Origin of the sequence: Enterobacter sp. BIDMC92 (assembly GCF_001030225.1) — a bacterium.
In the GTDB taxonomy this organism is placed as follows: domain Bacteria; phylum Pseudomonadota; class Gammaproteobacteria; order Enterobacterales; family Enterobacteriaceae; genus Enterobacter; species Enterobacter sichuanensis.
In genome coordinates, this window is the sequence record NZ_KQ087598.1 from 2,749,358 (window position 1) to 2,762,680 (window position 13,323).

A 13,323-nucleotide genomic window follows, 5' to 3' on the forward strand; every position below is an offset into this window, starting at 1 on the left:
ATAAGGCAATTCTTTTTATGTTAACGCGATAAGCAGCGAAATGCAGGCTTAACGGAAATTCCAGGATTATCCTGAACATTATTGTCGCCCTTACGCCATTATCCAAACAGCCCTTTCAACTCCGGCACGCAGGAGCCACAATTCGTACCACAGCGCAGCTTCGCCCCCAGCGCGCTGACGGAATCACAGCCTCCGGCAATCGCCTCCCGTATCGCGTTTTCCCCGACGCTGAAACAGGTGCAGATAATGCGCCCCGGATCGCGGTGCTTCCCCACGTCCTGCCCGTTCAGCAGCGCATGGCGCGCAGCAGGCGTCGGGGGTGGCGACTGAAAAGCGGCCTCGATGACCGTATGCGCCAGCGCCGGTAACGCGGTGCCTTCCCAGAACCCGAGCATCAGCTGGCCTTCATGCCAGGCCAGTACGCTGCTGCGTGCATCCGTTTGCGCAGTCTGCAACTGCCAGCCGCGGGCGCGGGCGTAATCCGCGACCCAGGAGAACAGCGGCGTATCCCCCGCCACCGTCAGGCGTGAGGCTTTACGCCACCCGTGCGCCGATGGCGGCAGCTCCGGTAGCGCACGGGCATACAGTTCTCCCTGCCAGGCGGGCTGCCAGGGCATGATCCTGACGGCGGTTTGTTTACTCTCCGGCTGGCCCGAAACCGGATCGCAGCGCCCTTCCACCAGCGCATTCACCTTTCCCTGACGGGAAAACTGCGCGTTCCAGTGCATCGGGGCAAACGCCTCACCCTCGCGCTGACTGTCGCGGACGCACACTCGCGCCACCATCACGCCGCGCGGCGAGCTGATGCGCGCCAGCTGGCCGTCGCACAGGGAGAACAGAGCGGCGTCCGCAGGGCAAACCTCAACAAACGGTTCGGCGATATGCTGCATCAGTCTGGCCACATATCCCGTACGGGTCATGGTGTGCCACTGATCGCGAATGCGCCCGGTGTTAAGGATCAGCGGGTAGAATGCGCTGACCGTCGCACCGTGCGGCTGAGGGGTAACCGGAACGATGTTCCGGCGCGGAAAATCCCCTGTCGACCACTGATAAGGCTCAAGCTGCTCCCACGCGTCACGGCTCAGCGTAGCCAGGTCATGAAGGTTTAACGCCCGCGCGCCGTCATTTTCAAAGGCGGTCAGCGCCGCATGCTCGCAAAAAATCTCGTGGGGATGCTGCCAGGCAAAGGCGTCACCGTGCCCCAGTTGTTTCGCCACCTGCGCGACAATCCACCAGTCCGGCTTCGCTTCGCCCGGCGCTGGCAGAAACGCGCGCTGGCGGGAAATACGCCGCTCCGAGTTCGTCACCGTTCCCTCTTTTTCTCCCCAGCCCAGCGCCGGAAAGCGAATATGGGCGAAGCGGCTGGTGTCGGTATCCCTCATCACCTCAGAGACAATCACCAGCGGACAGTTCGCCAGCGCCTGGCACACCGCGTGGCTGTCCGGCAGCGAGACGGCAGGGTTGGTGCCCATGATCCACACCGCCTTCACCTCGCCGCGGGCGATGGCGTCAAACAGCTCCACCGCCATCAGGCCCGGAGTTTGCGCCAGCCGCTCCGTGCCCCAGAAACGCGCCACCCGTGAAAGATCGTCTGGCTCGAAGTTCATGTGCGCCGCCAGCTGATTCGCCAGCCCGCCCACTTCCCTTCCGCCCATCGCGTTTGGCTGGCCGGTCAGGGAAAACGGGCCGCAGCCCGAACGGTTAAATTTCCCGCTGGCAAGGTGAACGTTAATGATGGCGCTGCATTTGTCGCTGCCGCTGGAGGACTGGTTGATCCCCATGGTGTAGAGCGTAATGGCCCGGGGCGCCGTCATAAACCAGTCGTAAAAGGTGGCAATCTCCTGCGGCGTGAGGCCGCAAAACGCCGCTACGCGGGATATCGGCCACGCGTCCGTACCCTGAATCACATCCAGCAGACCGACAAACAGCCCGGCGTCGCTCCCGGGCGCGAGCGCAAGATGCAGGTCGGCAATATCACAGGTGGCGGTTCTGCGCGGGTCAATGACCACCACTTTCATCTCGGGACTGGCCTGTCGCGCCTGCACCAGCCGCTGGTACAGCACCGGATGCGTCCAGGCCGCGTTTGAGCCAACCAGCACCACCAGGTCGCTGTTTCCCACATCCTCGTAATTGCACGGCACGACGTCTTCACCGAAAGCGCGTTTATAGCCCACCACCGCCGACGACATGCAGAGCCGGGAGTTAGTATCGATGTTTGCAGCGCCGATAAACCCTTTCATCAGCTTATTGGCGGCGTAGTAATCCTCCGTGAGCAATTGCCCGGAGGCGTAAAAGGCCACCGCCTGCGGCCCCCAGGTGTCGATGATCGCCCGCAACCGCTCGCCAGCCGCGCCCAGCGCCTGCGTCCAGTCCACCTCAACACCGTCAACCACGGGGTGCAGCAACCGCCCCTGCAGACCCGTCGTTTCTCCCAGGGCCGATCCTTTCACGCACAGGCGGCCAAAATTCGCAGGATGGGTTTCATCCCCGCGAACGCTTACCGTTTCACCTTCCACGCGAGCGACCACGCCGCAGCCGACCCCACAGTAGGGGCACGTTGTCCGGGTTTCCGTCATGAGGCCTCCGCGCGCAACACCAGGGCATCGTTGCCAACCCACACTTTGCCCTCTTCAATTTTCACCGGCCAGGCACGAACCGCAGGTTCGCCGTTATCCACCTGACAGCCGTCGCGCAGGCGAATGCGCTGCTTATAGAGCGGCGAGATCACCACCGGCTCGCCCGCCGCATCGCCAAGAATGCCGCGGGAGAGCACGTTCGCACTGCTGCCCGGCTCCCGATCGTCGAGGGCATAGACGAACTCACCAAAGCGGAACAGCGCAATCGGTTTACGCCCAAGCCGCGCGCCAATGCCCGCCTGCTCCGGGATGTCGTCGATGCCGCAAATTTCCTGCCAGCGCTTGTTGTTCTCCGCGGCGGTGTCGTTCACGGCGGTGCGGAACAGCGCCAGGCGGTTGGGATCGTTAAGGGTGGTCTGCCATTCACACTGGTAGGTTTCCACCACCCGGGCCATCTCCTGCTCCAGCTCGTGGGCAATGCCCAGGCTGTCGTCGAGGATCACCTCCCGCAGGTAGTCGAGACCGCCTTCCAGGTTGTCCATCCAGGTGCTGGTGCGCTGCAGGCGATCCGCCGTGCGGATGTAAAACATCAGGAAGCGATCTACGGTGCGGATCAGCGTTTCATCATCAAGATCGCTGGCAAAGAGATCCGCGTGGCGCGGCTTCATACCGCCGTTGCCGCACAGGTAGAGGTTCCAGCCTTTGTCCGTGGCGATGACCCCGACGTCTTTACTCTGCGCCTCGGCGCATTCGCGGGTACAGCCTGAGACGGCCATTTTGATTTTGTGCGGCGCGCGCAGGCCTTTGTAACGGTGCTCCAGCCTGACCGCGAGGCCGGTGGAGTCCTGCACGCCGTAGCGACACCACGTCGACCCGACGCAGGATTTCACCGTGCGCAGGGATTTGCCGTAGGCGTGCCCGGTTTCAAACCCGGCCTCCACCAGCGCCTGCCAGATCGCCGGCAGTTGATCAAGGGTGGCACCGAAAAGGTCGATACGCTGGCCGCCGGTGATTTTGCTGTACAGGTTGTAGCGTTTGGCAATCTGACCGATAGCAATCAGCCCGTCTGCCGTCACTTCCCCTGCGGGCATCCGCGGGACGATGGAGTAAGTGCCGTCCTTCTGAATGTTGGCAAAGTAGCGGTCGTTGGTGTCCTGCAGCGGCAGGTGTGACGGTTTTAGCAGGTATTCATTCCAGCAGGAGGCCAGCACCGAGCCCACCAGCGGCTTGCAGATCTCACACCCGTGCCCCTGCCCGTAGCGGCTAATCAGCTGGTCGAAGGTGCGAATATGGTTGACGCGCACCAGGTGGTAAATCTCCTGGCGCGAGTACGGGAAGTGTTCGCAGATATCCTTTTTCACCTCCACGCCCTGCTCAGCCAGTTGGCACTCCATCACCTGCTTCACCAGCGCGCTGCACCCGCCGCAGCCGGTTGCCGCTTTGGTGCACTGCTTGACGGCGCCGATGTCCGTCGCGCCGGCGCTCACCGCCTGGCAGATATCGCCTTTGCTGACGTTATGGCAGGAGCAGATTTGCGCGCTTTCCGGCAGCGCCGCCACGCCGAGCGCTTTTGGCGCACTGCCTGACGATGCGGGTAAAATCAGCGTCTCCGGCTCTTTTGGCAGGGCGATGCCGTTGAGCATCATCTGCACCAGCGTGGCGTACTCGCTGGCATCGCCGACCAGCACGCCGCCTAGCAGCGTTTTTCCGTCGTGGCTCACCACCATTTTTTTGTAGATCTGCTGCGGGCCGTGCGTCCACTGGTAGCTCAGCGCACCCGGCGTGCGCCCGTGAGCGTCGCCGAACGAGGCGACGTCCACGCCCAGCAGTTTTAGTTTGGTGCTCATATCCGAGCCAGTGAATGTTTTATCCTCTCCCGCCAGCGCGGCGGCGGCCACCCGCGCCATCTGGTAGCCGGGCGCGACCAGACCAAAGATTTTCCCCGCCCACAGAGCGCATTCGCCGATGGCAAATACGTTCGGGTCGGAGGTCTGACAGCGATCGTCAATGCAGATCCCGCCACGCTCGCCGATAGCCAGCCCGCTGCTGCGCGCCAGCGAATCCTGCGGACGTATGCCCGCAGAAAAGACCACCATGTCCGTTTCCAGCTGTTCGCCATCTGCAAAGCGCAGCACCAGCCCGTCGTCCGCGGGGGCGATTTCCGTTGTCGCTTTGCTGGTGTGAACGCTGACGCCCAGCGCCTCGATTTTCCTGCGCAGCATTGCCGCGCCGTCGTTGTCGAGCTGGACCGCCATCAGGTTGGGCGCAAACTCCACCACGTGGGTTTCAAGCCCGAGCTGCTTCAGCGCATTTGCCGCCTCCAGACCCAGCAGCCCGCCGCCAATCACCACCCCGCGGCGAGAGCCCGCCGCATGCGCCGCAATCGCGTCCAGATCGTCAAGGGTGCGATAGACAAAACAGCCCGGTAAATCGTTACCCGGCACGGGCGGAACAAACGGGTATGAGCCGGTCGCCAGCACCAGTTTGTCCCAGTGGGTTTCATGCCCGCTGGCGGTGCGCACCACGCGAGCATCGCGATCGAGTGCAACAATCTGCTGCGACAGGCGCAGCTCAATGCCGTGGTCGGCAAAGAAATCCCCGTCCACCAGCGAGAGCGACGCCGCGCTGCGGCCGCCAAAATATTCCGACAGATGCACGCGGTCATAGGCGGCATAGCGCTCCTCGCCAAAGACAACAATCTGATACTGCTGATGCAGATTGCGGCTAACGCAATCTTCGAGGAAATGGTGGCCGACCATACCGTGCCCAACCACCACCAGAGTAGGTTTTGTCATAGCGTTCTGTCCTGCAACCTGCGGTTGCGTAGTGAAACGATCGAACAGCCAGTCCGCATGGGCGGGCGCAGCTGTTGCCAGTAAATCGGTGAAGGTTGCCGCGCTGCGGCAGTCCCCCATCAGCAGCACGCCAGCCAGCGCGCCGCGGTGAATCAATAAGCGTCGGTAGTGGCGCGTGAGGGGATCCCATGCGCTCCAGACCACGTCCTCCGGTTGCGCCGTGGCGCGACCGGCGGTGAACAGTTCGATGCCCGTCGCCTTGAGCCGCATCCCACTGTCCGTTGGGGCAAAAGAGGCTACGGCTTCCCCGGCCAGCCGGGCGGCGAGGATATCCGCCTGCGCCAGACAGGGCGCCACCAGGCCAAACGTCTGGCCGTCGATCTCACAGCATTCGCCAATGGCGCTGACGTTCGCCGCGGAGGCCTGCATCTGCGGATTCACCACAATGCCGCGGGCGCAGTGAACGCCGCTGGCTTTGGCCAGCGAGATGTTGGGCTGAACGCCGGTGGTCAACACCACACGGGTGGCGTGAATCCGCTTGCCGTCCGACAGCGTCACCGACTCCGCCGCGATGGATGCAATCCCGGACGAAAGCGCGCAGCGCACCCCGCGCGCTGCCAGCGCCTCTTCCAGCAGGACGCCAGCCTGCTGGTCCAGCTGTTGTTCCATTAACCACGCCCCGCGATGTACCAGCGTGACGTTGTCACAGGTACTGGCAAGCGCGGCGGCAGCCTCAACGCCGAGCACCCCACCGCCCAGCACCACCGCCGGGCCCGGGATAGCCTGAATCGCGCCGATGTCCGTCAGCCGACGGAAGGTAAAGACGTGAGAGGCATCCCCGCCAGGGATAGGCGGTACAACGGGCGTTGATCCGGTGGCAAACACCAGCTCATCCCAGGCCAGCGTGGTTTGTGCCGTACGGACCAGCCGCTTCTCAACATCTACCGCGAACACTTTTTCCCCCCTTCGCACCGTCACACCCCGGGACTCATACCAGGCGTCATCCTGCAGGCGGATCTGTTCCGCCTGTTTTTCCCCACCCAGCACCGGCGAGAGCTGGATGCGGTTGTAGGCGTGTTCCGGCTCATCGCCCAGCACGGTAATCGCGAAGCGACCGGGAGCACGCGCGGTCAGCGAGGCGATCAGCCGCGTTGCTGCCATGCCATTGCCGATAACGATCAGTCGCGTCATGGCTGCCCCTTTATGCCGCTTTGGGCTGTTTTTCATAAAGGAAATGCAGGATCTGCTGACGCAGATGGTGATAACGGCTGTCGTCCGCCAGCTGCACCCGGTTACGCGGGCGCGGCAGGTCAACGTGCAGGATCTCCCCGACGGTCGCCGCCGGGCCGTTAGTCATCATCAGCACGCGATCGGAGAGCAGTACCGCCTCATCCACGTCGTGGGTGATAAGCACAATGGTGGTGTTCAGCGCCTGCTGGATCTGCATTACCGAGTCCTGGAGATGGGCGCGGGTCAGCGCATCCAGCGCGCCAAACGGCTCATCCATCAGCAATACCTTCGGCTTCATCGCCAGCGCGCGGGCAATGCCGACGCGCTGCTTCATGCCGCCGGAGATCTCTCCCGGCCGCTTATGCAGGGCGTGCCCCATCTGCACGCGATCGAGGTTGTGTTCAATCCACTCCCGACGCTCCGCCTTGCTCATGGTGTGGCGGAACACGTGATCCACCGCCAGGGCCACGTTGTCGAAGCAGGTAAGCCACGGCAGCAGGGAATGGTTCTGGAACACGACCGCGCGCTCCGGACCCGGCCCGGCGATTTCACGGTTATCGCAAATCAGCCCGCCTTCCGTCGGCAGCGTTATTCCGGCGATAAGGTTCAGCAGCGTCGATTTACCGCAGCCGGAGTGGCCAATCAGGCTCACGGTTTCACCTTCGTGAATATCAAACGAGACATTTTGCAGCGCCAGAAACTCACCGCTGGCGGTGGAAAAACGCTGGCTTACAGCCTGGACCTGAATTATCGGTTTCATCTTCGCTCCTTATTTTTCCTGCCAGCTAAAGCGACGGGCGATCAGCATCAGCCCCTGCTCCAGCAGTAACCCGACCACGCCAATGATGACGATGGCGATGAGAATGTTTTCGACGTTGAGGTTGTTCCACTCATTCCAGATCCAGAAGCCGATCCCTAAACCGCCGGTCAGCATCTCGGCGGCGACAATCACCAGCCAGGCAATGCCAATGGACAGGCGCACCCCGGTCAGCACCGCCGGCAGCACGGCCGGAAAGAGAACACGACGCAGGATGGTCCACTCGGAGAGCTGCAGCACGCGGGCAACGTTGAGGTAGTCCTGTGGAATACGGCGCACCCCTTCAGCGGTGTTGATCACCATCGGCCAGATCGAGCAGATAAAAATGGTCCAGCTGGAAGCAGGCTCCGCTTTCTGGAACAACAGCAGGCCGATAGGCAGCCAGGCCAGCGGGCTGACCGGGCGCAACAGCGCGATGAGCGGGCTGAACATGCGTGAGAAAAAGGTGAAGCGACCAATCAGAAAGCCGAGCGGGATCCCGGCGAGCGCGGCCAGGCCAAAGCCCACTGCCACGCGCTGCAGTGAGGCGAGCACGTTCCAGCCGATGCCCATGTCGTTGGGGCCGTCACGGTAAAAGGGATCGGCGAATAGCGTTAACGCCGAGTCGAGGGTGCTGAGCGGCGTCGGGAATCCTTTACTGTTAATTGCGGCCAGTTGCCAGAGCACGACCAGCAGCCCCAGCCCCAGAAACGCCGGAATGAGGCGCTGAAAAAAAGCGTTAATCCGGCGGGCAAACGTCGGAGTACGGCGGCGAACCTGCACCGGAGGCAGAATAATCACCTCCCCACTCTCCGGCGTCTCGTGTGATGTCGTCTTTTGCAGATGCTGCATAATCAGGCCCCTCTACGGTGAATAGCGAAACGGTTGGCGTATCCTTCCGGGTCGGTACCGTTCCAGACGGTGCCGTCCATCAATGTGCTGCTGCGCAGCGGTGACGCCGGGGCGGTAATGCCCCCCACCGCCGTGGCGGCATCCTGCCAGACCGCGGTCTGGTTAATGCGCTGCGCAATGCCCGCATAGTCCGGGGCGGATTTGAGCAAACCCCAGCGGCGGAACTGGGTTAAGAACCACATGCCGTCGGAAAGATACGGGTAGCTGACGGCACCGTCGTTGAAGAAGCGAATCGGATGCGCGTCCTGCCAGCGCGAACCCACGCCGTTGTCGTACTCGCCCAGCATCCGCCCGGTGAGGTACTGCTCTTTGGTGTTCAGCCACGCGCGGCGGGAGAGGATCTGCGCGGTCTCGCGTTTGTTTTCCGGGGACGCGTCAATCCAGCGCGCCGCCTCCAGCACGGCGCTGACCAGCGCCCGCGCGGTGTGGGGGTTTTTCTCCACCCACTCGCGACGCGTGCCGAGGATTTTTTCCGGATGATCGGCCCAGATGGACTGAGACGTCGCAGCGGTAAAACCGATACGATCGTTGATGGCCCGCGCGTTCCATGGCTCGCCGACGCAAAAGCCGACCATGTTGCCAATGCGCAAGTTCATCACCATTTGCGGAGGCGGTACCACCACGGTGCGAACATCGTTAAACGGATGAATGCCCGCGCTGGCCAGCCAGTAGTAGAGCCACATGGCGTGCGTGCCGGTCGGGAAGGTATGTGCAAAGGTGTATGTCCCCGGTGCCTGCTGCCCGGTCAGCTTTTTCAGCCCGTCGAGATCGCGAACACCCTTTTCGGCCAGATCGGCGGAGAGCGTAATCGCCTGCCCGTTCTGGTTGAGGGTCATCAGGTTGGCCATCTGCTGCGGCTTTCCGGCGATCCCCAGCTCCAGCCCGTACAGCAGGCCATAGAGAATGTGCGCGGCATCCAGTTCGCCCGCTACCAGCTTGTCGCGCACCGCCGCCCAGCTCGCCTCTTTAGTGGGCACGATGGTGATGCCGTACTTTTTATCAAACCCTTTCAGCGCTGCGATAATCACCGGCGCGCAGTCGGTCAGCGGGATAAACCCGATGCGCACTGTTTCCTGCTCCGGTTTATCCGAGCCTGCCGCCCATGCGGCCTGCATGACCCCCGGTAGCAGCATTGCCCCACTCGCCAGCATGCTGGCCTGCAAAAACCGCCGTCTCGACAAATCCGCCATGACCACTCCTGAAAAAAAACCAAAAAAAAAGCGCCCGACAGTGCCGAAGCACCGCTGGACGCCTTTATCCCGAAGACTGATGCACCGCCGTTGGCGCACCGTCAAAAATGGTTAATCTGATAATGCAAAGTGAATGCCAGGTTTTAACGCGCAGTTTTCGCGGTGCCAACCGCCTTACCCTCACATTTACGCACCTCAATCAGGCACAAAATGCCCACGGATTGTGCAGCTACTCCTTTGGTGTTACTTCCCAGAGGTGCTTCACCATGAGCAGCGCACGGGCGATCTCCACCATTCTCTGGTTCTTGTCCATCGCCATTTTGCGCAGCGCCGTCCAGGCCTGTTCTTCACTCATATTCTGGTGGGTCATCAGCACGCTTTTCGCTTTATCAATGGTTTTACGCTCTTCAAGCGTATCGCGCAGCGACGCAAGCTGACGGGAGAGTTGCTCTATCTCGCGCGCCTGCTGGCGAACCAGGGTGAGCAACGGTTTTTCCGGGTAGTGGATCAGCGGATCGTCTTGCTCATCGGCGGGCGGTGCGTAGTCGTCGTCACGGTGAATACGCGCGTCCACGGCGAGCATCAGATCGGCAATCATGGTCTCTTCCAGCGCGCGCAGGTGTTCAAGGCGCGAGGTTTGCAGGGCGAACCAGGTCAATGCGGTAGTGCCATTATCGGCGGCAGGCTGGCGGGTGCAGGCCACGCGCCGGAGTTGCTCCGTTTCACGATCGGGCTGGCAGTTCAGGGTAAAGGTGGTCTGCACCTCAGCGTGGCTGTGCGAGAGAAAGATCTCAAAACAGGCCTGCTGTCCGTCAATGCGGTCAACCAGCCTCTGGCGGGTGACATCATCGAAAAAGCCCTGCGTGAAGCCAATCGCCCCCAGAGCCCGCTCTTGTCCCGCCAGCTCTTTCCCCTGCATCAGGCTATACAGGGCGACAAAACGCCCGGCGATGTGCGGATCGTCAATGCTGTCATTAAGCTGCGGCACGATACTGAGCAGATGGCGAAGCATGCGCGAGTAGTGCTCCATCGCCTGCGGCGCCGTAAGGGTTTGCTGGCGCACGCCGTCACGCAGGGCGGGAAGCATATCCAGGCTTTGCAGCGCGCCGCCGATGCGTTCACAAACGGCACTTCCCGGAACAGGGGACTGTTTGTCGAGAATGCCATACAGGGCAGCCAGGTTTTCATCCACCAGCGCCCGGCTGGCTTTGCATTCGGGGGCGTAAAGCTGACCCTGTGAGCAGAGCCAGACGTTGGAAGCCCCGCGCTCGCACTGTAACATGTGCACCAGCTGGCTGATGCCATGCACAAGCACGCCCAGCTGTGCCAGTTTGCTGAGCTGCTCCCGGCGCATCGTCCTTGCGCGCTGGAGCCATTCGTTAGCCCCTGGTGAAATGCCAGCCATTAATGTCATGCTTACTCTCCGGAACAGCGAAACCCGTGAAAGTTAAGCAATATTCGTGCCTTTATAAGAACAGGAGTCAACATGCAAAAGATTGTGATTGTCGCCAACGGTGCGGCCTACGGCAGCGAATCCCTTTTTAACAGCCTGCGTCTGGCCATTGCGCTGCGCGAAAAGGAGAGCGACCTGGCGTTGCGACTCTTTTTAATGTCGGATGCGGTCACTGCAGGTCTGAAGGGGCAGAGACCCGCAGAGGGGTATAACATTCAGCAGATGCTGGAGATCCTGACCGCGCAAAATGTGCCGGTGAAACTGTGCAAAACCTGCACCGACGGGCGGGGCATCACCGGCCTGCCGCTGATTGACGGCGTGGAGATTGGCACCCTGGTTGAACTGGCCGAGTGGACTCTGACCGCTGATAAAGTATTAACTTTTTAATAATAAACCCGTAAAAATATTTTTTTCTTATGGACGCGGTTTCAGCATCAAGTTTACCTGCTGGGTTGCCGATAGGCATGGAAACAACACAGCAGGTATTTCACTTATGTTCAGATCGATTCGTGCTCGCATTATTGCCGCGACGACAGGCTGCCTGGTCGTCGCCCTTCTCCTCAATACGGTTATCAACTTCCAGGTCACGCGCCAGGATAACCAGCAGTCCCAGCGCGATATCCTGACCAGCACCAGCGCCAGCCATAATATGGCGATTGCCGACTGGGTCAAAAGCAAGATGACCGTGATCGCCTCCGCCCGGAGCGTGGCGCTGAGTGACGATCCGGTTCCGGTGTTTAAACAGCTTGCCCAGGCGGGTGGGTTCACCAACGTCTATGTGGGCTACGCCAGCAAAACGGCAAAATTCTCCGAGCCTGCCGGTGTACCTGCGGATTATGATCCGACCATTCGCCCTTGGTATCAGCAGGTGGTCAGCACCGACGGTCCGGTTGTGACTGCGCCGTATGTCGACGCCGGAACCGGGAAACTGGTGGTGACCTTCGCCGTGCCGGTGAAAGAAAATGGCGCCCTGAAAGCGGTCGTGGCGGGTGATGTGGCCATGGACAGCGTGGTGGCGAACGTGCGCGGGATCCATCCTACCCCGGCCAGCAGCGGGTTACTTCTTAACAGCGATGGCAGCGTGATTGCGGCTAACGATCCGGCTCTGACGCTCAAACCGTTTGCTGAGACCATCAAAGGCATCGATTTTGCCGCACTGAAAAGCGGCAATCTGGTCGACGGAACCCTGAATGACGTCGAGAAAACCTTCGTGGCGACCGCCGTGCCGGGCACCAACTGGCTGTTAGTGGTCGCCCTCGACAACGGTGACGCCACCTCCGGCATGCGTTCCCTGCTTAAAGCATCGGCGATTTCGCTGGTGATCCTGGCGCTGCTGAGCGCGGCCATTGTCCATTTCCTGATTGCCCGTCTGCTGAAACGTCTGTCTGACATTCGCGACGCGATGCACAACATTGCCAACGGCACCAACGATCTGTCGCAGCGCCTGCCGGACGCCGGCGAGGACGAAGTCGCGCAGATCGCCCAGGCCTTTAACGCCTTCAGCGATAAGCTCGCGGTGGTGATGGTGCAACTCCGTGATGCCAGCGAGTCGGTGAAAAATGCCGCGCAGGAGATTGCCGCCGGTAACCAGGATCTTTCCGGACGTACCGAGCAGGCGGCATCCAGTCTGCGCGAGACGGCCAGCGCCGTGGAGCAGATCACCGCCTCCGTGACCCAGTCAAATGAGTCGGCGGCGGAAGCGAACGACCAGGCGAGCAAGGCTTCAGCGGCCGCGGCCCGAGGCGGCGAGGTGGTATCGCAGGCGATCAGCACCATGCAGTCCATCGAAGTGGCGTCGGCCAAAATTGGCGATATCACCAGCGTGATTGACGGTATTGCTTTCCAGACCAACATTCTGGCGCTGAACGCATCCGTCGAAGCGGCCCGCGCCGGCGAGCAGGGTCGCGGGTTTGCCGTGGTGGCGGGTGAAGTGCGCAACCTGGCCAGCCGCAGCGCCCAGGCGGCGAAGGAGATTAAATCACTGATTGATTCCACCACCGACAGCGTGGCGACCGGCTCTCGCTACGTACATCTGGCCGGGGAAAGCATGGATGAGATCCGCTCCAGCATCGGCAGCGTCTCCGGCATTATGCGCGAAATCTCCATCGCCACCAGCGAGCAGATGAAAGGTATTCACGAGATTAACCACGCGGTAACCCATCTCGACCGCATGGTGCAGCAGAACGCCGAACTGGTCGTGCAATCTGCCGCCGCGGCTGGCGCCCTGCAGAGCCAGGCGGGCGACCTTGCTGAAACCGCCGGCCATTTCCGCATTTAATGTTAATCCGGCGCGCGTTTAGCGGCTAAAACGCGCGCCAGCTGACATTTTGAGGAATATTGTCATTTTTGTTTAATCGTTATGCCATTTTTT

At 61.4% G+C, this 13,323-nt stretch carries 8 protein-coding genes; 2 read left to right on the forward strand and 6 right to left on the reverse strand.

Features of this window, described 5'->3' with window-relative positions; all coding sequences use genetic code 11:
• Nucleotides 1-98 precede the first annotated feature (98 nt).
• From SP99_RS12875 to nasR, 6 genes are all read right to left on the reverse strand, one after another.
• Nucleotides 99-2,576, reverse strand: coding sequence for a nitrate reductase (locus SP99_RS12875; RefSeq protein WP_047958848.1), 2,478 nt, complete (start codon nucleotides 2,574-2,576; stop codon nucleotides 99-101).
• Nucleotides 2,573-6,562: a nitrite reductase large subunit NirB gene (gene nirB / locus SP99_RS12880; protein WP_082137906.1), complete on the reverse strand. Its 3,990-nt coding sequence runs from the start codon at nucleotides 6,560-6,562 to the stop codon at nucleotides 2,573-2,575. Before nirB ends, SP99_RS12875 begins: the two co-directional genes overlap by 4 nt.
• Nucleotides 6,563-6,572: 10 nt before the next feature.
• Nucleotides 6,573-7,361 (reverse strand): ABC transporter ATP-binding protein, encoded by a 789-nt coding sequence (locus SP99_RS12885; RefSeq protein ID WP_045286270.1) that lies wholly within the window; start codon nucleotides 7,359-7,361, stop codon nucleotides 6,573-6,575.
• Nucleotides 7,362-7,370: 9 nt separating this feature from the next.
• The gene (gene ntrB, locus SP99_RS12890; protein ID WP_047958849.1) at nucleotides 7,371-8,249 is read right to left on the reverse strand and encodes a nitrate ABC transporter permease; all 879 of its coding nucleotides are present in this window, start codon (nucleotides 8,247-8,249) and stop codon (nucleotides 7,371-7,373) included.
• Nucleotides 8,250-8,251: 2 nt separating this feature from the next.
• Complete coding sequence (locus SP99_RS12895) at nucleotides 8,252-9,499, reverse strand: CmpA/NrtA family ABC transporter substrate-binding protein (protein WP_047958850.1); 1,248 nt, start codon at nucleotides 9,497-9,499, stop codon at nucleotides 8,252-8,254.
• A 229-nt stretch (nucleotides 9,500-9,728) separates the two neighbouring features.
• Nucleotides 9,729-10,913: a nitrate regulatory protein NasR gene (nasR, locus tag SP99_RS12900; protein ID WP_047958851.1), complete on the reverse strand. Its 1,185-nt coding sequence runs from the start codon at nucleotides 10,911-10,913 to the stop codon at nucleotides 9,729-9,731.
• A gap of 72 nt (nucleotides 10,914-10,985) precedes the next feature.
• On the opposite strand from nasR, the gene SP99_RS12905 reads away from it, so the two are divergent.
• Entirely contained in the window at nucleotides 10,986-11,339 is a 354-nt protein-coding gene (locus tag SP99_RS12905) for a DsrE/DsrF/TusD sulfur relay family protein (protein ID WP_047958852.1), read from the forward strand.
• 106 nt (nucleotides 11,340-11,445) lie between these two features.
• Complete coding sequence (locus SP99_RS12910) at nucleotides 11,446-13,230, forward strand: methyl-accepting chemotaxis protein (RefSeq protein ID WP_047958853.1); 1,785 nt, start codon at nucleotides 11,446-11,448, stop codon at nucleotides 13,228-13,230.
• The last annotated feature ends 93 nt before the right edge of the window (nucleotides 13,231-13,323 follow it).